Origin of the sequence: Nocardia sp. NPDC057663 (genome assembly GCF_042799895.1) — a bacterium.
Taxonomy (GTDB): domain Bacteria; phylum Actinomycetota; class Actinomycetes; order Mycobacteriales; family Mycobacteriaceae; genus Nocardia.
In genome coordinates, this window is the sequence record NZ_JBHVHX010000016.1 from 86,854 (window position 1) to 110,288 (window position 23,435).

The window sequence follows — 23,435 nt, forward strand, 5'->3', positions numbered from 1 at the left end:
CGACGAGACAGGGTGAATCATGAGCTCGCAGCTGGACTTCGAGGACACCACCGACTTCGACAATGCCACCAGGGGACTGATCGCGAAGCTCGAGCCACCCGTCGTCACCGCGGCCGACGGCCGGGTGGTCTGGGACATCGGCGCCTACGACTTCCTCGCGGGTCCGTGCCCGCCGACCGCCGACCCCAGCCTCTGGCGGCAGAGCCAGTTGTGCAATATCCAGGGGCTTTTCGAGGTCACCGAGGGCATCTACCAGGTCCGCAATTTCGACCTGTCGAACATGACGATCGTCGAGGGCGAGCGGGGTGTGCTCATCATCGATCCGCTCATCTCGGCCGAGACCGCCGCGGCCGGGCTCGACCTGTATCGCCGGCATCGGGGCGACCGTCCGGTGACCGGAATGATCTACACCCATTCGCACGCCGACCACTTCGGCGGCGCGCGCGGCGTCGTCCCCGAGGGGCATCCCGACGTGCCGATCCTCGCACCGGAGGGTTTCCTCGAGCACGCTGTCAGCGAGAACGTCTACGCGGGCAACGCGATGACCCGGCGCGCGATCTTCATGTACGGCACCGGCCTGGCCAAGGCGCCGGACGGCCAGATCGGGTGCGGCCTCGGCCAGACGACCTCGACCGGCACGATCACCCTCATCCCGCCGACCGTCGACATCACCCGCACCGGGCAGGAGGAGGTCGTCGACGGTGTCCGCATCGTCTTCCAGCTCACTCCCGGCACCGAAGCGCCCGCGGAGATGAACTTCCTGTTTCCCGACCGCAAGGCCCTGTGCATGGCCGAGAACGCCACCCACAACATGCACAATGTGCTGACCCTGCGCGGCGCGGTCGTGCGCGATTCCCGGATCTGGTCCAGCTATCTGGACGAGGCCATCGCCCTGTTCGCCGACAAGGCCGACGTCGCCTTCGCCTCGCACCACTGGCCCACCTGGGGCGCCGACAACTGGACCGCGTGGCTGGCAGGCCAGCGTGACATGTACGCCTACCTGCACGATCAGACGCTGCGGCTGCTCAACCAGGGACTGAACGGACCCGAGATCGCCGAGGTGCTCACCTTCCCGCCCGGGCTGGACGGTCTGTGGGCCAACCGTGGCTACTACGGATCGATGAGCCACAACGTCAAGGCGATCTACCAGCGCTACCTCGGCTGGTTCGACGGCAACCCGGCCCACCTCTGGGAGCGCACCGAGGTCGAGCAGGCCCAGCGCTACGCCGCCGACTACGGCGGGGGCGACGCGCTCGTCGCCAAGGGCCGCGAATACGCCGCGCGCGACGACTGGCGGTTCGCCGCGACGCTGCTCAACCACGCGGTCTTCGCCGACCCGTCGCACACCGGAGCCAAGGAAGCGCTCGCCGAGGTCTACGACAAACTGGGCCACGGCAGCGAGAACGGCACCTGGCGCAACTTCTTCCTGGTCGGCGCGACCGAGCTGCGCAACGGCCCGACCCGGGTCAGCCTCGACACCACCGATCCGCAGATGCTGGCCGCTTTGACGATCGACATGATCATCGACTCGATCGCGATCCGGATCGACGGCTTGCGCGCCGCCGAATCGAACTTCGTCCTCGACCTGAATCTGACCGACAGCGACTCGCTGACACGGCTGACGATGTCCAACGGCGCGCTCACCCACCGCACCCGATCCGAGCACGCCCCACTGCGCGGCACCGCCGATCTCACGCTGACGCTGACCAAGCCGCAGCTGGTCGGCGGGCTCACGGGTCAGGGTTTCGGCGACGTCACCATGGACGGCGACCAGAGCGTGCTGAAGACACTGGTCGACCTGATCGAGACGCCCGATCCCCGGTTCCCCATCGTCACCCCCTGAGCGGCGGCGCACCGGCCCGCACGCCTCACCCGAATCGGGTGAATCGGCGGCCCTGCCTGCGTTCTAGCCTGGAGTCGAGTGCTCCGCGGGCACGGGCATGGTCGTGCTCGACTGTCGAAAGGAATGCCTCATGAACGGCATCGTGGTGGCGGTGGTCGGCGCGCTGCTGTGCTTCTACGGAGTCAGGTCGGTGAACCTGGGCGTCCTGGCGATCGGGTTCGGGCTCGGCTGGTTGATCGCAGACCTGGCGCACGCCTCGTTCTGGTGGCTGGTGCTGATCGGGCTGATCGGCGCGATCTCGGCGTGGGTGGTGACCTCGCTGGTGTTCCGCTTCGCCTCGTACTTCATCGGCGGGCTCGCGGGCGCGATGATCGGCACGAAGCTGGCCACCGTCCTGCAGCCCGGCGACAAGAACGTCGCGCTGAGCATGATCGTCGCGCTGGCGATGGGTGTGGCAGGCGCGTTCCTCGCCGATAAGTTCCGTGCCCGCGCACTGCTGTGGCTGACCTCCATCGGCGGCGCCAGTATGCTGCTCAGCGGCCTGGGCCGGATGAGCGATTCGCTGGCGTTCCTGCGCGAACCGGAGACCGGCTGGCAGCAGCTCACCTCGACCGCGGCCTGGGTCGGCCTGTCGGTGCTCGGCTGGATCACCCAGCGTCATCTGTTCGCCGAGAAGCTCGGGATCCAGCACCTCGCCGGTGACGACGACAAGGCTGCCGAGCAGCGCAAACGCAACGGTGGCTGGCCGACGAGCTAGTCGGCGGGGGCTTGCAGCGCCGGAAACCAGACGTCGGTGAGGACCGTGGCGGCCTTGTCGGTGGTGACGTCGATGGTGCCCTGCATGGCCCACCGGGTGAAGAACCGCTCGAGCTGAGCGACCAGCAGTTCGATCCGCAGCCGCGCCTCGTCGCGGCGGTGTTCGGGCCAGCGGGCGAGGTAGGCGGGCATGCTGTCGGCCAGTGTCATGATGCCCTCGCGTGCTACCGCGCGGAACTCCGGTTCGACCGCGGTGGCCTCGTCCCACGCCGGGAGCATGTCCTTGTTCACCAGAAACCAGTAGATCGCCCGGGTCATCCACTCCTCGAACGCCGCCCGGGAACCGGTGGTGAGCACCCGGTCGAGGTCGGCGTAGAACTCCCGGACGCTGGTCAGCGTGCCCTCGTTGGCGATCGCCCGCAGCACCTCGCCCTTGCTGGTGAAGTGCAGGTAGAACGTCGCCCGGCTGCATCCGACGGCGGCGGCGATGTCGTCGACGCGGACAGCGGAATAGCCCTGGGTCTCGAACAGGGTGCGCGCGGTCTCGACGATCCTGGCCTTGGTGAGGCGCTTCTGCTCCTCACGCAACGATCCACGGCGGGTGGGTTCGGTCGTCATGCGCCCATCCTAGACGATCCGCTCATTCACTAGACATGATGTCCAGCGAAGCGCTATCGTGTGTTCCACGTCACGCGGCATGGTCATCGGCGACCGCGGCCGCTCAGGAGTTGTGCATGGATACACGCGAATTGCCCAGGGTGTGCGTCATCGGCGCCGGACCTTCGGGTATCACCGTCGCCAAAAGGCTTGCCGAGTACGGCATTCCGTTCGATTGTTATGAAGCCTCCGACGAGGTGGGCGGCAATTGGTACTACCGGAACCCCAACGGGATGTCGGCCTGCTATCAGAGCCTGCACATCGACACCTCGAAGTACCGCCTGCAATTCGAGGACTTCCCCGCACCCGCGGACTGGCCGCACTTTCCGCACCATTCCCAGCTGCTGCAGTACTTCAAGGACTACGTCGACCATTTCGGCCTGCGCGACCGGATCAAGTTCGACAGCCTGGTGACTGCCGCCGAACGCGACGCCGCGGGGCTGTGGCGGGTGACGACCGCGGCGGGCGAGACCGAGGTCTACGACGCGCTGATCGTCTGCAACGGGCATCACTGGAACCCCCGATTCCCCGACTACCCGGGCGAATTCGACGGCGTGCTGATGCACAGCCACGCCTACAACGATCCGTTCGATCCGATCGATATGCGCGGCAAGCGGATCGTGGTGGTCGGCATGGGCAACTCGGGCCTCGACATCGCCTCCGAACTGTCCCAGCGCTTCCTCGCGTCGAAACTGTTCGTCTCGGCCCGCCGCGGTGTCTGGGTGCTGCCCAAATACGTGAACGGTAAAGTGGGCGACCGCGCGTCGATTCCCGCGTGGATTCCGGCCAAGATCGCGCTGAAGCTCAAGCAGCGATTCGTCCGCAAGAATCGCGGCGAGATGCAGAATTACGGCCTGCCCGCCCCCGATCACGAGCCGTTCGAGGCGCATCCCTCGGCGAGCGAGGAATTCCTGCACCGCGCCGGCTGCGGCGACGTGGAGTGCAAGCCCGCGATCACCCGGTTGGACGGTGACACAGTGCATTTCGCCGACGGCAGCAGCGAGCAGGTCGACGTGATCGTGTGCGCCACCGGCTACCACATCAGCTTCCCGTTCTTTACCGACCCTGAGCTGGTGCCCGACGCGGCCAACCGGTTCCCGCTGTTCCAGATGATGGTCAAGCCCGGCGTGGACAACCTGTTCTATCTCGGCCTGGCCCAGCCGATGCCGACGCTGGTCAATTTCGCCGAGCAGCAGAGCAAGCTGGTCGCCGCCTATCTGACCGGCCGCTATCACCTGCCCCCGCGCGCGCAGATCGATCAGGTGCTCGGCGAGCAGGAGGCTAAACGTGCCGGGCGCTACTACGATTCGCCACGCCACACCATCCAGACCGAGTTCGAGCCGTATGTGCGCTCGATGACGAAGGAGATGGAGCGGGGCGCGAAACGGGCCGCCGCCGCGGGCAACAGCCTGCCGGTGCCCGCGCGCGCGACGGCGGGGGTGGCCTGATGAGCGGCACCTCCTCGGGCTTCTGTCTGGACGAATTCGCCGGTGTGCGTGAGGCATTCGACGAACAACTCGCCTCCGGCGCCGAACTCGGTGCGGCACTGTGCGTCACCGTGGACGGCGATCCGGTGCTCGATCTGTGGGGCGGCTACGCCGATCCGGCGAAGACCACGCCGTGGGGCGCCGACACCCTGGTCAACGTCTTCTCGGTGACCAAGACGATGACGGCGCTGTGCGCCTTGCTGCTGGTCGACCGCGGCGACCTCGACGTCGACGAGCGCGTGGCCCACTACTGGCCCGAGTTCGCGGCCAACGGCAAGGCCGGCATCCTGGTCAGGCAGCTGCTCGCGCACACCTCGGGCGTCTCCGGCTGGGACAAGCCGATCGCGCTGCCCGACATCTACGACCACGACACCGCCGCGGCCCGGCTGGCGACCCAGGCGCCCTGGTGGGAGCCGGGCACCGCCTCGGGCTATCACGCCATCAACTACGGCCACCTGATCGGTGAACTGGTGCGCCGCATCACCGGTCGCTCGCTCGGCCGGTTCTTCGCCGAGGAACTGGCGGGCCCGCTCGGCGCCGATTTCCACATCGGCACCGGACCCGAGCACGCCGACCGGATCGCCACCCTGATCCCGCCGGAACTGCCCGAGTTCGACCTGTCGACCCTCGATCAGGACAGCGTGCTCATCAAGACGCTCACCAGTCCCTGGCTCGAGGTCGCCGAGACCGCGACGCCGGCCTGGCGCCAGGCCGAGATCGGCGGGACCAACGGCCACGGCAACGCGCGCTCGGTGGCCCGGATCCAGTCGCTGATCGCCAACGGCGGCGAGCTCGGCGGCAGGCGATTCCTCTCACCCGCAACGATCGAGCTGATCTTCCGTGAGCAGGCCGACGGCGTCGACCTGGCGCTGCTGACCCCGCTGCGGTTCGGCATCGGCTACGGACTGCCCCGGCCGCAGACCTTCCCGCACATCCCCGACGGCCGGGTCTGCTGGTGGGCGGGCTACGGCGGCTCGATGGTCGTCAACGACCTGGATCGCCGGATCACCTTCGCCTACACCATGAATCGGATGGCGACCGGCCTGATCGGCTCCGACCGCTGCGACCGGTACCTGAAGGCCACCTTCGACGGAGCGGCCCGATGACCATGCGTGCGATGCAGCTGACCGCGCCGGGCACCCTGGAACTGCGGACGGTGCCCGTGCCCGACCTCGGCCCGGAGGATCTGCTGTTGCGGGTCGGCGCCGCCGGGATCTGCCACTCGGACTCGTTCGTGCTGAGCCTGCCGTTCCCGATGAGCGAGAAGCCACTCACCCTGGGCCACGAGATCGCGGGCACGATCGAGGCGGTCGGCGCGCAGGTGGCCGGGCGCACCGTCGGCGAGCGCGGGATCGTGTACCTGTGCTGGTCCTGCGGCGAATGCCGGGAGTGCCTGCGCGGCAACGAGAATGTCTGTCTGGCGGCGGGGCGTACAGCTATGCCGCCGTGTCCCGGTCTCGGCCCCGACGGTGGCATGGCCGACTACGTCCGGATCCCCGCGCGCTCCTTCGTGCCCATCGGCGACCTGGACTTCGCGCACGCCGCGCCGCTGGCCGATGCCGCGCTCACCCCGATGCATGCCATCCGCGGCGCGCTGGATCAGCTGTGGCCGGGCGCCACCGCGGTCGCCATCGGTATCGGCGGCCTGGGACACGTCGCGGTGCAACTGCTGAAGGCGATGACGGAGACCAGGGTCGTCGCGGTCGACGTGGATGCCGACAAGCTCGCCCTGGCCACCGTCTGCGGCGCCGACATCGCGCTCCAGGCCGGTGACGACACCGCGGCCGCCATCCTCGAACTCACCGGCGGCCGCGGCGCCGAGGCGGTGTTCGACTTCGTCGGCGCCGACGCCACCGCGAAACTCGCCGTCGAGACCGTCGCGCCCAACGGCGCCTACCGGATGGTCGGGCTGGCGGGCGGCCTGCCCGGCATCGACTCCGGTCCGGCGGGCGGACCGGGCCTGCCGTGGGGCGCCACGGTACGGAAGTCCTACGGCGGCACCAGAACCGATCTACTCGACGCGGTGGCGCTGGCCACCGCGGGCAAGGTCCGCGCCGAGGTCGAGTGCTTCGACCTCGCCGACGCACGCACCGCCTTCGACCGACTCGACTCCGGCGCGATCCGTGGCCGCGCCGTCCTGATTCCCTGATGGAGAAGAACATGTCCGAAGCCGTAGACCCGCAGGAATTCGTGGCCAAGGTCGCCGCGGGCCTCACCGCGCCCGGCGCGCCGTTCGAACTGACCGTCGAACCCGTTCTCGGCGTGCCGATCCCGGTGCTGGCGCAACGCCGCCGCAGCCTGCGTGAACTCCTCGAGCACTCGCTGACCTGGGGTGAGCGCGACTACCTCGTCACCGAGGACCGCCGGATCTCCTTCGCCGAGCATGCCGCGGCCGCCGGTGCGCTGGCCACCGCGCTGGCCCGCCGCCACGGCGTCGGCAAGGGCGACCGCGTCGGCATCCTGGCCGCCAACGGCCCGGACTGGGTGATCGCGTTCTGGGCCGCGCAGTGCCTCGGCGCGATCCCGGTCGGCTACAACGCCTGGTGGGCGCCGCCGGAGATCGCCTACGGACTCGACCACACCACGCCCACCGTGGTGATCGCGGACGCGAAAAGGGCCGCGCTGCTCGCCGGCACCGGCACGGAGATCCCGGTGCTGACGATGGAACAGGACCTGCCCGCCCTGATCGCCGAGTACGGCGGCGGCGAGATCCCCGGCACGCCGGTCTCCGAAGACGATCCGGCCGTGATCCTCTACACCAGCGGGACCAGCGGCAGGCCCAAGGGCGTGGTGCATTCGCAGCGGAACATGGTGGCGATCAGCGACTATCACCGTTTCACCGATGCCATGCTCGCCGCGTTCGCCGGTCAGCCGCCCAGCGACGCACCGAGCGACCGCCGGTACCTGGTCACCGCGCCGCTGTTCCACATCGCCAGCCTGCACAACCTCGTCGTCCCGCGGCTGCTGACCGGCGCCGCTGCGGTGTTCCCGCACGGCGCGTTCGAGGTCGGCCGGGTGCTGAGCCTGGTCGAGCGTGAGCGGGTCACCAACTGGGCCGCGGTGCCGACCATGGCCGCCCGGCTGCTGGAACACGATGTCGCCCAGCATGATCTGTCCTCGCTGGCCGCGCTCTCGCTCAACTCGGCGCCGTCCTCGCCCGCGCTGCTGGCCAGTCTGCGCGCGAAGATCCCGTCCCTGCAGTTCGCCCTGACCACCAGCTACGGACTCACCGAGAGCGGCACCGCGGCGACGGTCGCCACGCCGCTGGACCTGGTGGCCGACGACGCCTCGGTCGGCAGGCCGATCTTCGGTGTGGCAGTGCAGATCCGCAACGCCGACGGCATGGCGGTCCCCGACGGCGAGGAAGGCGAGATCTGCATCCGCAGCCCCTACGTCATGCTCGGCTACTGGAACGACGAGGCGGCGACCAAGTCCGCCATCGACGACGAACGCTGGTTGCGCTCGGGCGATTTCGGCACGCTGCGCGACGGCAGGCTCACCGTGTCGGGCCGGCGCACCGACCTGATCCTGCGCGGTGGGGAGAACGTGTACCCCACCGAGATCGAGAACGTGCTGTGCGAGCACCCGGCGGTCGCCGAATGCGCGGTGTTCGGGGTCGCGCATCCCGACCTCGGCCAGGAAGTGGCGGCCGTGGTGGTCGCCGAGCCGGGCGCGGTGGACCCGGAGGAACTGCGGGCCTTCGTCGCCGCCCGGCTCGCGTACTTCAAGGTGCCCGCGCGCTGGCGGATCACTGCAGACGCCTTGCCGCGCAACGCCACCGGCAAAGTCACTCGTCGCGAGCTCGCGCTGTAAAAGGGGTTGGAATGTTCGACAGCATCATCAAAGGCGGCCGGTGGTTCGACGGCACCGGCGCGCCCTCCGCGATTCGTCATCTCGGCATCAAGAACGGCAAGGTCGCCGAGATCTCGGCGACACCGCTCGACGAGACCGGCTGCGCCCGGGTCGTCGATGCCACGGGCAAGTGGGTCGTGCCGGGCATGGTCGACATCCACACCCACTACGACGTCGAGGTGCTGCTCGATCCGTCGCTGTCGGAATCGGTGCGCCACGGCGTCACGACCGTGCTGCTCGGTTCCTGTTCGCTGTCGACCGTGCATGTCGACGGGGAGATCGCCGGTGACCTGTTCGGTCGCGTCGAGGCGATTCCGCGCGCCCACGTCGTCCGCGCGGTCGAGGAGAGCAAGAGCTGGCACTCCGCGGCCGAGTACGCCGCCGCGCTGGACGCGCTGCCGCTCGGTCCCAACGTGGCCGGCTTCATCGGGCACTCCGACATCAGATCCGCGGTGATGGGCCTGGATCGGGCCACCCGCAAGGACGTCGCGCCGACGGCGGCCGAACTCGCCGCGATGGCGGGCAAACTCACCGAGGCGCTCGACGCCGGGTTCGTCGGCATGTCCTCGCAGCGGCTGCTGTTCGACAAGCTCGACGGTGAGCTGTGCCGGTCCCGCACCCTGCCGTCGACGTATTCGACCAGGGCCGAACGCCGCATGCTCACCACGATCCTGCGCACGCGCGGTCGCGCGCTCCAGGGCGGACCCGATGTCAACCGGGCCGACACGATGATCGCGATGGCGGCGAGCAGCATCGGCCTGTGGCGCAAGCCGCTCAAGGTGAGTCTGCTCTCCGCGGCCGACATCAAGGCGATTCCCGGTGTGGCCAAGGTGTTTCCGCTGCTGGCCCGCGCGGTCAACGCCTTGCGGGGCGACTTCCGCTGGCAGCATCTGCCGGTGCCGTTCGAGGTCTACTCCGACGGCATCGACCTGCCGATCTTCGAGGAATTCGGTTCCGGCGCAGCGGCTCTGCACCTGGCGAACCACATCGACGAGCAGCGTCACCTCATGCAGGACGAGCAGTACCGGCGCGCGTTCCGCAAGGACTACGACCAGAAGTACGGTCCGCGCGTGTGGCACCGCGACTTCTTCGACGCCGACATCGTCGCATGCCCCGACCCCACCGTGATCGGCAAGACCTTCGGCCAGGTCGGCCTCGACCGGGGTGGTCTGCACCCGGTCGACGCCTTCCTCGACCTGGTCGTCGAGCACGGCGCGAAACTGCGCTGGCGCACCACCATCTCCAATCATCGGCCCGAGGTGCTCAACGTCCTCGCCGCCGATCCCGGCGTCCAGCTCGGCTTCTCCGATGCCGGTGCGCACCTGCGCAATATGGCCTTCTACAACTTCGGCCTGCGCCTGCTGCGACGGGTGGCCGATGCCGAACGCGCCGGTATCCCGTTCATGACGATCGAGCACGCGGTGCACCGGATCACCGGCGAACTCGCCGATTGGTACGGCATCGACGCCGGTCACCTGCGCGTCGGTGACCGTGCCGACGCCGTCGTCATCGACCCGGCCCACCTCGACGACACCCTCGACGCCTACGCGGAGAACCCGATTCCGGAGTTCGACAACCTCCCGCGCATGGTCAACCGCAACGACGAGACCGTCACAGCGGTATTCGTCGGCGGCCGGTACGTGTTCGGCGCGGGCATCAAGGATCCCGTCCTCGGCGCCGAGCGCACCGGCCGGTTCCTGCGCGCCGGGTAGCCGCCGCCCGTCGAATCGCCTCCTCGGGCGGGGCGGTGGGCGGTGCTCGCACCGCGATCTGGGACAGTCGAGGCAAGTCCAGGTCACGTCAGCGAGAGGATTCGACATGTCGGACGCGAAACGGATCACCTGGGGCAAGCCGCGCCAGCCGAGTGACGCCGACCGTGACGCCCTGCGCGACACCCTGCTCGCACAGGCCAGGGCGGTGCGCAGCGACGGCTGGGCCGACCACCGCACACAGTGGCCCGCAGGCCAGGTCGCGGTGGTCGCCTACGTCCTGGGCGACGCCGAGGTGCTCGTCGACCTCGAGGAAACCGAGGGGACCGTCCTGAGTCGCTACGCCGCCGACTTGTTCGGCTTCGTCGGCGGCCGCAAGGACAACGAATCCGGCCTGGTCAAGACCCAGGCCTGGTTCGACGCTGTCCGAAAGGCATTGGACCATTGATCACCAGGCTGTGACGGCGTTTGCCTTCTCGGCCGATGGCGCCGTGAAGGCCTGGTGATCAACGGTCCAACTCGGTATCTAGGTGGGAGCGTCGGTGCGTAGGACGCACCGGGTAGTCGAGTAGATGGTCGGCATGCACTCGTTGCAGTGGGTGCACAGGGACGTGGTGGCCGGGTCGGTCTGCCAGCGCCGGATCAGGTCGGGTTCGCGCAGGAGCGCGCGGCCCATGGCGACGAAGTCGAAACCGTCGTCGATGGCCTGCTGGGCGGTGGGGCGGTCGGTGATCCCGCCGAGCAGGATCAGCGGCAGGGTCAGTTCCTGCCGGAATCGCTGGGCCTTGTCCGCGAGATAGGCAGGGCGATAGGGGTATTCGCGCAGGAACTGCTTGCCGACCACCTGGAAACCCCAGCGCACCGGTATCGGCAGGGTCTTCGCGAAGTTCTTGCGCGGCGCGTCGCCACGGAAGATCGCCATCGGATTGAGCAGCGAACTGCCTGCGGTGAGCTCGAGCGCGTCGATCGCACCGTCGTCCTGCAGCCAGGTCGCGACCTGGAGCGACTCCTCGATCGAGAACCCGCCCCGCACACCGTCTTCCATGGTGAGCTTGGCCGTCACCGCCATGGTGTCACCGGCCGCGTCGCGCACGGCCTGCACCAATTCCCTGGCCATCCGCGCCCGATTGGCCAGCGAGCCACCGTAGTCGTCCTTGCGCCGATTGAGGATCGGACTCAGGAACGAGCTCGCCAGGTAGTTGTGCCCGAGATGCACCTCGACCGCGTCGAACCCGGACTCGCGTGCGAATCGCGCCGCCCGGGCGTGCGCCGCGACGACCTCGGCGATCCCCAGTGCGTCGGGCACCTTCGTTAACCGCATCCCGAGCGGATTGAACATCCGGCTCGGCGCGAGCGCGGGCGCCCGATTGGACTTCGCGTTCGCGACCGGCCCCGCGTGTCCCAGCTGCGCGCTGACCGCCGCGCCCTCCGCGTGCACGGCATCGGTGAGCCGGCGCAACCCCGGTACCGCCTCCTCGCGCATCCAGATCTGATGCCGATCGGTGCGCCCACCGGGGGCCACCGCGCAGTACGCGACGGTCGTCATGCCGACCCCGCCCGCGGCCACCTCGCGATGGAACTCGATCAACTCGTCGGTTACCAGCGCATCCGGCGTCCGACCTTCGAACGTGGCCGCCTTGATCACCCGATTCCGCAGGGTGAGCGGACCGAGGGCAGCGGGCGCGAGAACATCGCTCATACGCAAAAGTGAAACACGTTGCAGTTAGCTCGGCAATGGGGAAGGTCCACTCAGCGGGCAACCGAAACGACGACGGCGCCCGCCGAGTCGGATCGGAGGGCGCCGTCGAGGGCGAGATCGCGCGCGAACTACCAGCGGTCGGGCGTCACCGGTGCGTCCCACGCCTTGGCGAAGCGGGTCTTGTCCTTGGTGTCGACTTCCTTGCGCCGGTAGACGATGTACGGGCGGGTCAGGTAGCCGATCGGGGCGCTGAACATATGCACCAGGCGGGTGTACGGCCAGGCGAAGACCAGGGCCAGCACGACCAGGCCGTGCAGCTGGAAGGTCCACGGGACGCCGACCATGAGGCCGGGCTCCGGGTTGATCGAGAACAGGCTGCGGAACCAGGGGGAGACGGTGGTGCGGTAGTTGTAGGTGCCCCACAGCAGGTTGGAGCCCCAGGTGTTGAGCAGGCCGGTGACCAGGGCCAGCGTGAGCAGCGTGTACATCATGACGTCGTTGCGGCTGGTGTTCTTGCGCACGGCGGGGATGACGAGGCGGCGGTAGCACAGGATGGCGACACCGGCCACGACCATCAGGCCCGCGACGGAACCCGCGCCGACCGCGAGGATGTGATACGCGTGCTCGGAGATGCCGATCGCGGAGGTCCACGACTCGGGGATCAGCAGACCCATCACGTGGCCGCCGAACACCCCGAGCATGCCGAAGTGGAACAGCGGGCTGCCCAGCTGCAGCAGCTTGGACTCGTAGATCTGCGAGGAGCGGGTGGTCCAGCCGAACTGGTCGAACCGGTAGCGCCAGACATGGCCGAGTACGAAGGACGTGGCGGCGATGTAGGGCAGGATCAGCCACAGGCCTTCGGGGAGCGGGATAGTGGCGTTCATCGGCGGCCTTCCGTGGCGTCGAACAACGAGGGGTCCATGGCGAAGGGTTCCAGCCCGACTTCCTCCTCGGGCGGGCCCTGCGCGGCGAGTTCGGCGATGCGGCGCCGATCGGCGGTGGTCACCGGCGGCAGCGTGGTCAGCACTGCGGCGAGCACACCACTGTAGGGAGAGTTGTTGTCGCCCAGCGACAGTCGCAGCAGCTCCATGACCGGAACGTGCTCGCCGAGCAGGCGTTCGCCGCCGATCGGGTCGACGGTGGCGGCGAATTCCAGCAGCACCGGCAGGTGGTCGGGCAGCTCCTCGTCACCGAGCTCGACACCGGCCTGGCGATAGGCGTGCTTGAACCGCAGCAGCGCCATGCCGCGCTTTCGGGTGTCGCCGTAGGCGTAGAAGGTCAGGTGCAGGCTGGCGCGCCTGCGCATGTCGAAGGTCTCGACATAGCTCTGGGCCACCTCGATCGACGGGGTGTCGCGCAGATAGGCGAGCACCGCGTCGAAGTGCGCGCGCACCTCGGCGGGCAATTCCGCTGCGGCGGCGGACATCTGGTCCAGCAGGGCCAGGGTCTTCTCGCCGGGATAGTCGAGCAGCAGCGCGGCCAGCCGCCAGACCACGCGCCGGTCGCGCTCGGCCATGGCGGTGACCGGCTGCGGTCGCTTGCGGATCGAGAGCAGACTCATGGCGCCACACCGCTGACCGTGGAGTCGGCGACGGCAGCGCCGTTGCTGCCGTTGCCGTTGCTCCCTGCGGCGGCGCCGTTGCCGTTCGCTGCGGGTGCAAGCTTGTCGGTGCTCGGCACGAGCCCGGAGGTGCTGCGACCGTCCCAGTTGAGCAGGTTGATCCGGCCCGACTTCTCCTCGGGCGCGGCCTGATTGGTGTCGGCCAGCGAGAACTTCTCCACGACCTGGTCGAACGCGGTCATGCCCGGTCCGCCGTCGGTGTCGAGGCTGCACCCGGTGGCGAGTGAATCCAGTTCGTGCGCACGGGACGTCGCGCCGGAGGGGATCACGTAGCGGTGCTCGTACTTGGCGATCGCGAGCAGCCGGTACATGGCCTCGATCTCCTCGGGCTCGAGCCCGATCGACGGCGCGATACCGGGTTCGGGCTCCTCACCGAGGTTGACCGACCGCATGAACGCGCGCATCCCGGCCAGCCGCTGCAGCGAGGCACGCACGGGTCCGATCTCACCGGCGGTGAACAGCTCGGCCAGGTATTCGATCGGGATGCGCAGCGCGTCGATCGCGCCGAACAGGTTGCCCGCGTCCTCGCCGTCGTGGCCGGTCTCGCTGAGCACGTCCACCACCGGCGACAGCGGCGGCACGTACCAGACCATCGGCATGGTGCGGTACTCCGGGTGCAGCGGCAGCGCCAGCTGGTAGTCCACGATCAGCTTGTAGACCGGCGAATCCTGGGCGGCCTGAATCCATTCCGGCGAGATGCCTGCCGCCTCGGCCTCGGCGATCACCCGCGGGTCGTGCGGGTTGAGGAACACGCCAAGCTGCGAGGGGTAGAGGTCCTTGTCATCGGTGACCGACGCCGCCTCGAGCACCGCGTCGGCGTCGTAGAGCATCACGCCGATGTAGCGCAGCCGGCCGACGCAGGTCTCCGAGCACACGGTCGGGATGCCGACCTCCACGCGCGGGTAGCAGAAGGTGCACTTCTCCGCCTTGCCCGTCTTGTGGTTGAAGTAGATCTTCTTGTACGGGCAGCCGGTGATGCACTGCCGCCAGCCACGGCACTTGTCCTGGTCGACCAGGACGATGCCGTCCTCCTCGCGCTTGTAGATCGCGCCCGACGGGCACGACGCGGCGCACGACGGGTTGAGGCAGTGCTCGCAGATACGCGGCAGGTAGAACATGAAGGTCTCTTCGAACTCCAGTTTCACCTTGTCCTCGAGCTTGCCGAGCAAGGGGTCCTTGCCGACCGCTTCGGGACCGGAGCCGAGGTCGTCGTCCCAGTTGGCGCCCCAGGTGACCTTCGTGTCCTCACCGGTGATCAGCGACTTGGGCCGCGCGACCGGGGTGGTGTCGGTGGGCGGGGAGGCCAGCAGGTTGTCGTAGTCGTAGCTCCACGGCTCGTAGTAGTCGTCGACCGTGGGCAGGTCCGGGTTGGCGAAGATGTTCATCAGGCGCTTGAACCGCGAGCCCGACTTCAGCGACAGCTTGCCACGCTTGTTGAGCGTCCAGCCGCCCTTCCACTTCTCCTGATCCTGGTACTGGCGCGGATAACCCTGACCTGGCCGGGTTTCCACATTGTTGAACCAGACGTACTCGGTGCCACCGCGGTTGGTCCACGCCTGCTTGCAGGTGACGCTGCAGGTGTGGCAGCCGATGCACTTGTCCAGGTTCATGACCATGGCGAGCTGAGCCATTACGCGCATGATTAGTACTCCACGTTCTGGTTACGGCGACGGATCGTGGTCACTTCGTCACGCTGGTTTCCGGTGGGGCCGTGGTAGTTCAGGGCGAAGGACTGCTGGGCGTAGCCGCCGATCAGGTGCGACGGCTTGATCAGCACCCGGGTCAGCGCGTTGTGGATACCGCCGCGCTTGCCCTTGGACTCCTTGGTGGTCTGCTCGGTGCCCTCGATGCGCGGCACGTCCACGGCGCGGTCCTGCGCGTGGTACATGAAGACCGTGCCTTCCGGCATGCGGTGCGAGACGATCGCGCGGGCGACGACGATGCCGTTGCGGTTGACCGCCTCGATCCAATCGTTGTCGGCGACACCGATCTTGGCCGCGTCGCGGTCCGACATCCAGATCGTCTGACCGCCGCGCGAGAGCGTCAGCATGTGCAGGTTGTCCTGGTAGGCGGAGTGGATGGACCACTTCGAGTGCGGGGTCAGGTAGCGCACGGTGACGCCGCTGCCGCTCACCTTGCCGATGCTCGGCTCGGCGAACAGCGCGGTCATGTCCAGCGGTGGCCGGAAGATCGGCAGCTGCTCGCCGAGTTCGATCATCCAGTCGTGGTCGAGGTAGAAGTGCTGGCGCCCGGTGAGGGTGTGCCACGGCTTGAGCCGCTCGACATTGATGGTGAACGGCGAGTACCGGCGGCCGCCGCTCTCACTGCCCGACCATTCCGGCGAGGTGATCACCGGGACCGGACGGGCTTGGGTGTCGGCGAAGGTGATCTGCTTGCCCTCCGCCTCGGCGGCGAGGTCGGCCAGCTTGGTGCCGGTGCGGCGCTCGAGCTCGTGGAAGCCCTCGACCGCGAGGCGGCCGTTGGTGGTGCCCGACAGCGCCAGGATGGTCTCGGCGGCGAAGGTGTCCTTGGCCAGTGAGGGACGTCCGGCCGCGACGCCGGAGACGACGGTGCCGTTCTTGCCCGCGAGGTATTCCACCTCTTTGTCCGGGTAGGTCGTGATGCCCTTGGTGGTCACGCCGAGGGTGTTCACCAGCGGGCCCAGCGCCGCGAGCTTCTCCGCGATCTTGGTGTAGTCGCGCTCGATCTCGACGATCTTGGGCATGGTCTTGCCCGGAATCGGCTCGCACTCACCGGCTTTCCAGTCCAGCACCTTGCCGCCTGCCTGCGCGAGCGCGTCGGGCGAGTCGTGCTGCAACGGCACCGCGACGATGTCCTTGCGGGTGCCCAGGTGCTTCTCGGCCAGCCAGGAGAAACCGCGCGCGATCCGGTGGAACGCGTCGAAGTCGGTCTTGGCCTCCCACGGCGGGGAGATGGCGGGGGAGAAGGCGTGCACGAAGGGGTGCATGTCGGTGGAGGACAGGTCGTGCTTCTCGTACCAGGTGGCGGCGGGCAGCACGATATCGGCGAACAGGGTGGTGCTGGTCATGCGGAAGTCCAGTGCCAGCAGCAGATCCAGCTTGCCCTCGGCGCCTTCCTCACGCCATTCCAGTTCCTGCGGGCGCACGCCGGTGGCGTCGGTGGTCTGCAGGTTGGAGCCGCAGCCGAGCAGGTGCTTCTGGAAGTACTCGTTGCCCTTACCGGAGGAACCGAGCAGGTTGGCCCGCCACACGGTGAGCACGCGCGGGAAGTTCTCCGGTGCGTCGGGGTCCTCGCAGGCGAAGCGCAGATCGCCGGACTTGAGCTGGGAGACGACGTGTTCGGCCGGGGTAGCGCCCGCCGCCGCGGCCTCGTCGCTCAGGTCGAGGGGGTTGCGGTTGAACGTCGGGTAGCTCGGCATCCAGCCGAGCCGGCTGGCCAGGGCGATATTGTCGGCGGCGGTGCGCCCGGCGAACTTACCCTTGCCCAGCGGCGAGGCGAAGGACTCGGAGGTGAACGGGTCGTAGCGCCACTGGTCGTTGGTCAGGTACCAGAACACGGTGCCCTGCATCTGGCGCGGCGGGCGCTGCCAGTCCGAGGCGGAAGCCAAAGTGGCCCAGCCGGTGACGGGACGGCACTTCTCCTGGCCGACGTAGTGGGCCCAGCCACCGCCGTTCTTGCCCTGGCAGCCGGTGAGCAGCGTCAGGGTGAAGAAGGCGCGGTAGATCTGATCGGAGTGGAACCAGTGGTTGGTGCCCGCGCCCATCAGGATCATCGAGCGGCCGCCGGAACGCTCGGCGTTGTCGGCGAATTCGCGGCCGATGCGCGCGGCCTGCACGGCGGGCACACCGGTGATGCGTTCCTGCCAGGCCGGGGTGTAGGGCGAGTCGGCGTCGTCGTAGCCCTTGGCCCACTCGCCGGGCAGGCCGTCGCGACCCAGGCCGTACTGCGCGAGCAGCAGGTCGAAGACGGTCGTGACCCGCTTGCCCGCAACGATTTTCGTCGGGACGCCACGCAGGATCGTCTCGGCGGTGTCGGTGTCGAAGCGCGGCAGGGCGATCGTGGCCGGTGCGTCGTCGGAATGGCCGAGCAGGGTGAGCAGCGGGTCGACGCCCTCGAGGTCGAGGTTCCACTTGCCCGCGTCGCCCTCGCCGAAACGGTGGCCCAGCGAACCGTTGGGCACCACCGGGTTTCCGGCCTGATCCAGCAGCACCGGCTTGTGCTCGACACTCTCACCGGTCTGACCCAGATCGGCGGCGGTGAGGAACTTCCCGGGCAGGGCGCCGTTGTGATCCGCCGCCTCGTCGAGACAGATCAGGTACGGCAGGTCGGTGTAGGACTTGATGTAGTCGAGGAACATCGGAGTCTGCTTCTCGAGGAAGAACTCCTTGAGCACGACATGGCCCATGGCCATCGCCAGCGCGGCGTCGGTGCCGGGTCGCGCGGCCACCCACTCGTCGGCGAACTTGGTGTTGTCCGCGTAGTCGGGGGAGACCACGACGACCTTCTGGCCGCGGTAGCGCGCCTCGGTCATGTAGTGCGCGTCGGGCGTGCGGGTCACCGGGACGTTGGAGCCCCACATGATCAGATAGCCCGCGTCGAACCAGTCGGCCGACTCCGGCACGTCGGTCTGGTCGCCGAAGACCTGCGGCGATGCCACCGGCAGGTCGGCGTACCAGTCGTAGAAGGAGAGCATGTAGCCGCCGAGCAGCGACACGAAGCGCGCGCCGGTGGCATGGCTGACCATCGACATCGCCGGGATCGGCGAGAAGCCGGCCACGCGGTCGGGACCGTACTGCTTGATCGTGTAGACGTGCGCGGCCGCGGCGATCTCGGCGGCCTCCCACCACTCGGCGCGGACGAAGCCGCCCTTGCCGCGCGCGGTCTTGTAAGCCTTGGCCTTGACCGGGTCCTCGACGATCGACTCCCAGGCCAGCACCGGGTCCTTGAGCTCGGCCTTGGCCTTGCGGTACAGGTCCAGCAGGGTGCCGCGCACGTACGGGTAGCGCACCCGGGCGGGGGAGTAGGTGTACCAGGAGAACGACGCGCCACGGGGGCAGCCGCGCGGTTCGTACTCCGGCTTGTCCGAACCCACCGACGGGTAGTCGGTCTGCTGGGACTCCCAGGTGATCACGCCGTCCTTGACGTAGATCTTCCAGGAGCACGAGCCGGTGCAGTTCACGCCGTGCGTGGAGCGCACCACCTTGTCGTGCGACCAGCGGTCCCGGTAGAACGCGTCGGCATCGCGCCCGCCGACCTTGTAGACCGACCGGCTGTCCGGCGATACTTCACCACGCTGAAAGTATTTACCGAGGTTCAGCAACGTGTCGCCGATATCGGTGGGCGACGGACCATGAGTGCGCGAATTAACCACGACGCCCCCTTCGAGCTGTGCATTCGGGCTGTTAGAGGCCAACTGTAAAGAGGCGCCCTGCTCCGGCAAAACGAACTTTTCACATCCTCGCTCGGCCCTCGGTGAGCTGTGAGGTCGGCGCAATCTCGTGGTCATGGGCCCGGCACGCGGCCGCGACCCCGAATCGGGTCCGACCAGGGTGAACAGGCTCCGAGCAGCCGCGACGGTGTCGGCGGGGAGCATGTCGCGGGGTATGCGGTGATGCTTCCGAAACCGTCGCTTCTCGGGCGGTTTACATTTGTTTACACACTCGGGAGCCCCGCTGAACAGGGCTGATGTGACGGCCCGCACAGTATGGAGCGCGCGATCATGCCGGAATTCGCCGCGGTCATCGGGTCGGCGCCGGGGAGCGGCGCCTGCCTGGCGAATGCGGTTGCCGAGCGGTAACTATCCAACGGGCAACGCGGCAAGATAAAGAAACAGCAACTTTTCCGTTCGGCGATTGGTTCGAGGTTGAAACGTCATCCAGGATGATGCGGTGCAGACAGGGAGGGTTGCGGTGCTACCGAAGTCATCGTCCGACGGTCCGGCTGGTCCGCCGAGGCCGCCGACACTCGGCGGGTTGCTGCGGCGCCTGCGCGACGATCGGCGGATTTCCCGGGAAAAGCTGGCCTTCGCTGCCGGTGTCAGCTCGAGTTACATCACCCACCTCGAGAGCGGCGACCGGGCCCGGCCGACGCAGGCCGTCGTCGAGGCGCTGGTGCGCTATCTCGACCGCATCGAGCCGGTGACCGATATCGAGCGCAGGCATCTGCTGGACCTGGCGGGTTTGCCCGCCGTCGGCAATCCGTCGGTCGACGACCTGCGGGCCGAGATCAATGCCGAGATGCGCCGCACACTGGCCCTGCAGGAGCCGAACCTGGCAGCCTACGTCGATACGCGCTGGAATGTGCTGGCGGGCAACGAGTCCTACCATCGCGCCTTTCCCGGGCTGATCGAGGATGTGAACATCCTGCGCTGGTTCTTCGGCAATCCGCTCTCGCGCAAGGTCATGGTGGAGTGGGAGAAGGAATCGTCGCTGACCGTGCACTGGCTGCGCGGTCTGATCGGACAGCAGGGCGGCGGTGACTGGGCCGCGGAACTGCTCGACGAACTGGCGCAGTACCAGGACTTCCGGCGGATCTGGGACGACGGCGACACCGTCTACGGCCGCGAGCACACCGCCATGCGGCTGTGCGAGCTGGGCACCGGCGAGTACTACACCATCGACGTCCAGCTGTTCCGGCTCGATTCCGTCGCCTACCCGGGCCGCATCCAGTACTACCTGGGCGTTCGCGGCTCCGACGGGTCGCCCGTCGCCGGCTAGATCCCGGCGACGACCGGCGCGGCGAGGCGGGGCGTGCACGCGGTGACCAGTTCGATCAGTGCGGCGGCAACCTGTTCGGGATGGGTGACGGCGCAGCCGTGACCCGCGCCGGGCACCGTGCGCACACCGCGGGCTCCCGGCAATCCGGTCGCCAGGCGCGCGCACTTCTCGGCGGTGCTGCTGTGGTCGTGCTCGCCGCGGAGCACGAGCGCGGGTGCGCTGATCTCGCCGAGGCGTTCGAGTACCGAATCGCGGTCGATCAGGCAGCGCGCCGCCGGCTGGATCGCCGCGCGGTCGTAGGTGAGCCAGCGGGTGATCCACCACCGCCAGATATCCGGGCGGTCGCCGCCGATCAACTGGGGGGCGAGTTTCTCGGCCAGCGGAACCAATTCGCCGGTGCCGCACCATTCGTCGAAGAATTCCTCGTAATAGGTTTCGTCGGCCCTGGTGCACGCGCCCGCCTCGGTATCGAGCAGGGCAAGTCCGCTGACCCGTTCCGGCGCGAGCAGCGCCATGCGCAGGGCGGCGTATCCGCCCTGGCTCATGCCGCCGACGACGGCCCGCTCGACACCGACCGCGTCGAGCACCCGCACACCGTCCTCGGCCAGATCCCAATAATCGAAGCGCGGGTCACGGCCGTAGCCGGTGCGGCCGTGACCACGGGCATCCCAGGCGATGACATTGATATCGTTGTGCGCCAATATCGTTCGAATCGGATCGAACATCGATTCGTCCATCAGGAAACCGTGGGCGAGTAGTACGGTGGGACCGCGGACGGCGCTGGTGCGGAAATGGATGTTCACCGAATCGGAGTGCACGTAGGGCATGCTCGAAAGATACAAGCGTGAACGACTATTTCGTGTGGTTGCCGGGCATTGTTGCTACCGCCCGTTCGTGTACTGCCCGTCCTGTGAATTCACTGGCGAGTGTATGTACCTCACCGGGGCGTTCCTATTCCACCGTGGCTATGGACACGTGTGTTCATGAGCGATTGGATTGTAGGCGAACGACGTACGGCTCGATCAGAACATTTCGGGGAGAAACTGATGAGGGTGACGGAGTACGGAAACGACGCACATATATGGCTCGCCGCCGCCGGCGACGGCCTCTCGGACACCTTCGCGGTGTGTGGCGCGGAGGGCAGGGCGATCTGGTACGGCCCCTTTCTCGACGCCGATGCCGACCATCCACACGGTGACCGCGCCGCCGCGGCCATGAGCGCGGCAGGGCGCGCGATCTGGCTGGCCGGGCGCGCCCGCGAAGACGCGGGCGCCGACAAGGCGACCCTGCATCTGTCGGTCAGCGATGACGAGCTCGACGCCGTCACGCTGGCCTGCACCGCATCGATGGCCGGTCTGGCCCTCGATCTCGTTGTCACCGAAGACAATCCGGCACTGGACTGGTGCCACGCCTTCGGCAGGCTCGACTGGACCTCGGGCCCGCTCGGCGATCTCGTCGATCCCACCGAACCGCACGGTGCGCCGGCTCTCCGGTCGATCATCGGTGGCCTCGACCCGCAGACCGACCCACAGGAAAGGCCCGTCATGCAGGACAACGCTCTAGACCCTTGGACGGAACTGCGCTCGGCACTGGAGGGCCTGCTGCTGCACGACGCGGTCGGCATGGACGCCAAGATGCGGCACGCCGTCGCCGCCGTCGTCCACCTGACCGTCGATACACCGCACGGCCCGCCCGAGGACGCCGAGGAGTTCCTCGGCCGCTTCGACGCCTCCTGGCTGATCGCGTCCTGGCTCGGCCACGACACCGAACTGTCCCTGATCGCCACCCTCGTCGCAGGCGAGATCCCGGCCCTGTCCTGGTGCGAACTGATGTTCACCACCACCCTCGCCCCCTGGTCGACCAGCCCGGTCGCCGCCCACGCCCGCCGGGTGTTCGCCACCGTGCAGCGGGGGAAGCTGGGTGCGGTGCGAGCCCAGGTCGGCTGAGTTCGCCGGTCACCGTTCGACGACGGTCAGCCCGCGCTCACGCAATCCCGCGGTGATCGGCGGCGGAAAGAGTGCGCTCGGTAGTGCGATCGGCACCAGACCGTATGTGAGGGCTGCGATGTCGGCTCGGAACGTGATCTTGCCGATCATGGCGTACGGCATCCGCATGACCCAGGCCGGTGTGGCGAGAAGAACGGCGTCGGTGCCGAAGTGTGCCGACAGGGTGGCGCCCGGATATGCCGCGCACTCGTGGTGGCGGACGACCTTCGCGGGCGGCCTGTTCGCGAGGTGCCAGCACGATGCCAGGGCCAGGGCTCCGAAGGCCAGCGGGAAGGTCACCCCGAGTGGGCCGTAGAGCAGCCCGCCGAGGAACGCGAACCCGACGGCGAGCACCGCGATAATGGCGACCGCGATCAGCACAATGCGACTGAGCCAGGGTTCGCGGCGCTGTGCCACGGCGAGCCGGACAGCGGTATCGGGCCCGGCGACGACGGTGGTGTGTGGTTCCGCCGGTCTCGGCAACGGGGGTTGCGGCGGCGGATCGCTCGGCGCGGGCGTACGCCGCGGGTCGATGAGGTCACGCAGTCGCGCGACCACGGGGTCGGGCCACAATTCCCGAGGCATCGCCAGCCCCATTCCGTCGAAGCGCAACGTCACGACCTCGCGATTGACGGTGATCGAGGTGATCCGGTCGTGGTCGATCCGCGAGTGGCTGGTGCGGTCGGCGAGATCGAGGGCGTCGGAGCCCAATCGAAGCGACTGGGTCGGTGCGGGCATCGCGTCGTCGATCGCGCTGCGCAGCACCTTGCGGAGTTTGAGGTACGCGCTGACGGAGAGCCAGGCGGTGAGCGCGACCGCGACCAGCGCGATGACCACGGCCGGGACGCGTATCAGGACCAACGGGGCCACATAGACCGGCAGCAGGATGGCCAGCCAGAACAACGCGGGCAGGACGGCCGTCCGGAGAGCGCCGTGGTGAACCAGCTGATCGTTGGTGCCCGGCATCGTGGTGTAGGTGCTGTCCGGGTTCGTGATCGCCGGTAGCGCGGGCGCCGGGTGTGTGAACGGCTCGGTGGTCGGTCCGTCGGCGGGTACTCCGCGCTGGTCGAGGCTATCCCCCGGGGTTGTCATTCCCGGAAGACTAATCAGTCGGCGGGCGTCCTGCAG

The 23,435-nt window shown here is 68.2% G+C and carries 18 protein-coding genes; 10 read left to right on the forward strand and 8 right to left on the reverse strand.

What is annotated here, in order from left to right:
* Nucleotides 1–19 precede the first annotated feature (19 nt).
* On the forward strand, nt 20–1,843 hold the full coding sequence (locus ACFVAV_RS26755) for an alkyl/aryl-sulfatase (RefSeq protein WP_379038120.1): 1,824 nt from the start codon (nt 20–22) through the stop codon (nt 1,841–1,843).
* Between the two features lie 130 nt (nt 1,844–1,973).
* Entirely contained in the window at nt 1,974–2,600 is a 627-nt protein-coding gene (locus ACFVAV_RS26760; RefSeq protein WP_379038121.1) for a DUF4203 domain-containing protein, read from the forward strand.
* On the opposite strand, the gene ACFVAV_RS26765 is transcribed toward ACFVAV_RS26760, so the two are convergent.
* Nucleotides 2,597–3,217 (reverse strand): TetR/AcrR family transcriptional regulator, encoded by a 621-nt coding sequence (locus ACFVAV_RS26765; protein ID WP_379038122.1) that lies wholly within the window; start codon nt 3,215–3,217, stop codon nt 2,597–2,599. The two genes, ACFVAV_RS26760 and ACFVAV_RS26765, sit on opposite strands and share 4 nt — an antisense overlap.
* 116 nt (nt 3,218–3,333) lie before the next feature.
* Between ACFVAV_RS26765 and ACFVAV_RS26770 the strand changes: the two genes are divergently transcribed.
* The 6 genes from ACFVAV_RS26770 to ACFVAV_RS26795 all read left to right on the forward strand — a co-directional run bounded on the left by ACFVAV_RS26770 (nt 3,334) and on the right by ACFVAV_RS26795 (nt 10,752).
* Complete coding sequence (locus ACFVAV_RS26770) at nt 3,334–4,704, forward strand: flavin-containing monooxygenase (protein ID WP_379038124.1); 1,371 nt, start codon at nt 3,334–3,336, stop codon at nt 4,702–4,704.
* On the forward strand, nt 4,704–5,849 hold the full coding sequence (locus ACFVAV_RS26775) for a serine hydrolase domain-containing protein (protein WP_379038126.1): 1,146 nt from the start codon (nt 4,704–4,706) through the stop codon (nt 5,847–5,849). The genes ACFVAV_RS26770 and ACFVAV_RS26775 overlap by 1 nt, the downstream gene beginning before the upstream one ends.
* A 2-nt stretch (nt 5,850–5,851) precedes the next feature.
* Complete coding sequence (locus tag ACFVAV_RS26780) at nt 5,852–6,892, forward strand: NAD(P)-dependent alcohol dehydrogenase (protein ID WP_379038197.1); 1,041 nt, start codon at nt 5,852–5,854, stop codon at nt 6,890–6,892.
* Between the two features lie 11 nt (nt 6,893–6,903).
* Complete coding sequence (locus ACFVAV_RS26785) at nt 6,904–8,556, forward strand: class I adenylate-forming enzyme family protein (RefSeq protein WP_379038127.1); 1,653 nt, start codon at nt 6,904–6,906, stop codon at nt 8,554–8,556.
* A gap of 11 nt (nt 8,557–8,567) precedes the next feature.
* The gene (locus tag ACFVAV_RS26790; RefSeq protein WP_379038128.1) at nt 8,568–10,307 is read left to right on the forward strand and encodes an amidohydrolase family protein; all 1,740 of its coding nucleotides are present in this window, start codon (nt 8,568–8,570) and stop codon (nt 10,305–10,307) included.
* Nucleotides 10,308–10,413: 106 nt separating this feature from the next.
* The gene (locus ACFVAV_RS26795; protein ID WP_379038130.1) at nt 10,414–10,752 is read left to right on the forward strand and encodes a hypothetical protein; all 339 of its coding nucleotides are present in this window, start codon (nt 10,414–10,416) and stop codon (nt 10,750–10,752) included.
* Nucleotides 10,753–10,830: 78 nt separating this feature from the next.
* On the opposite strand, the gene ACFVAV_RS26800 is transcribed toward ACFVAV_RS26795, so the two are convergent.
* From ACFVAV_RS26800 to ACFVAV_RS26820, 5 genes are all read right to left on the reverse strand, one after another.
* A complete protein-coding gene (locus ACFVAV_RS26800; protein ID WP_379038132.1) occupies nt 10,831–12,003 on the reverse strand; it encodes an NADH:flavin oxidoreductase in 1,173 nt (390 codons plus the stop codon).
* A gap of 128 nt (nt 12,004–12,131) precedes the next feature.
* On the reverse strand, nt 12,132–12,887 hold the full coding sequence (gene narI / locus ACFVAV_RS26805) for a respiratory nitrate reductase subunit gamma (RefSeq protein ID WP_379038134.1): 756 nt from the start codon (nt 12,885–12,887) through the stop codon (nt 12,132–12,134).
* Nucleotides 12,884–13,564, reverse strand: coding sequence for a nitrate reductase molybdenum cofactor assembly chaperone (gene narJ, locus ACFVAV_RS26810; protein WP_379038136.1), 681 nt, complete (start codon nt 13,562–13,564; stop codon nt 12,884–12,886). The genes narI and narJ overlap by 4 nt, the downstream gene beginning before the upstream one ends.
* A complete protein-coding gene (gene narH / locus ACFVAV_RS26815; protein WP_379038198.1) occupies nt 13,561–15,255 on the reverse strand; it encodes a nitrate reductase subunit beta in 1,695 nt (564 codons plus the stop codon). The genes narJ and narH overlap by 4 nt, the downstream gene beginning before the upstream one ends.
* An 11-nt stretch (nt 15,256–15,266) precedes the next feature.
* On the reverse strand, nt 15,267–18,977 hold the full coding sequence (locus ACFVAV_RS26820; protein WP_379038137.1) for a nitrate reductase subunit alpha: 3,711 nt from the start codon (nt 18,975–18,977) through the stop codon (nt 15,267–15,269).
* A gap of 601 nt (nt 18,978–19,578) precedes the next feature.
* Between ACFVAV_RS26820 and ACFVAV_RS26825 the strand changes: the two genes are divergently transcribed.
* Complete coding sequence (locus ACFVAV_RS26825; RefSeq protein ID WP_379038138.1) at nt 19,579–20,322, forward strand: helix-turn-helix transcriptional regulator; 744 nt, start codon at nt 19,579–19,581, stop codon at nt 20,320–20,322.
* Here ACFVAV_RS26825 and ACFVAV_RS26830 read toward each other — a convergent pair.
* Nucleotides 20,319–21,149, reverse strand: a complete 831-nt coding sequence (locus ACFVAV_RS26830; protein ID WP_379038139.1) for an alpha/beta fold hydrolase — start codon at nt 21,147–21,149, stop codon at nt 20,319–20,321. The two genes, ACFVAV_RS26825 and ACFVAV_RS26830, sit on opposite strands and share 4 nt — an antisense overlap.
* 219 nt (nt 21,150–21,368) lie before the next feature.
* Here ACFVAV_RS26830 and ACFVAV_RS26835 point away from each other — a divergent pair, with 219 nt between their 5' ends.
* On the forward strand, nt 21,369–22,268 hold the full coding sequence (locus ACFVAV_RS26835) for a hypothetical protein (protein WP_379038142.1): 900 nt from the start codon (nt 21,369–21,371) through the stop codon (nt 22,266–22,268).
* A 9-nt stretch (nt 22,269–22,277) separates the two neighbouring features.
* On the opposite strand, the gene ACFVAV_RS26840 is transcribed toward ACFVAV_RS26835, so the two are convergent.
* Nucleotides 22,278–23,399 (reverse strand): hypothetical protein, encoded by a 1,122-nt coding sequence (locus tag ACFVAV_RS26840; protein ID WP_379038143.1) that lies wholly within the window; start codon nt 23,397–23,399, stop codon nt 22,278–22,280.
* Between the last annotated feature and the right edge of the window lie 36 nt (nt 23,400–23,435).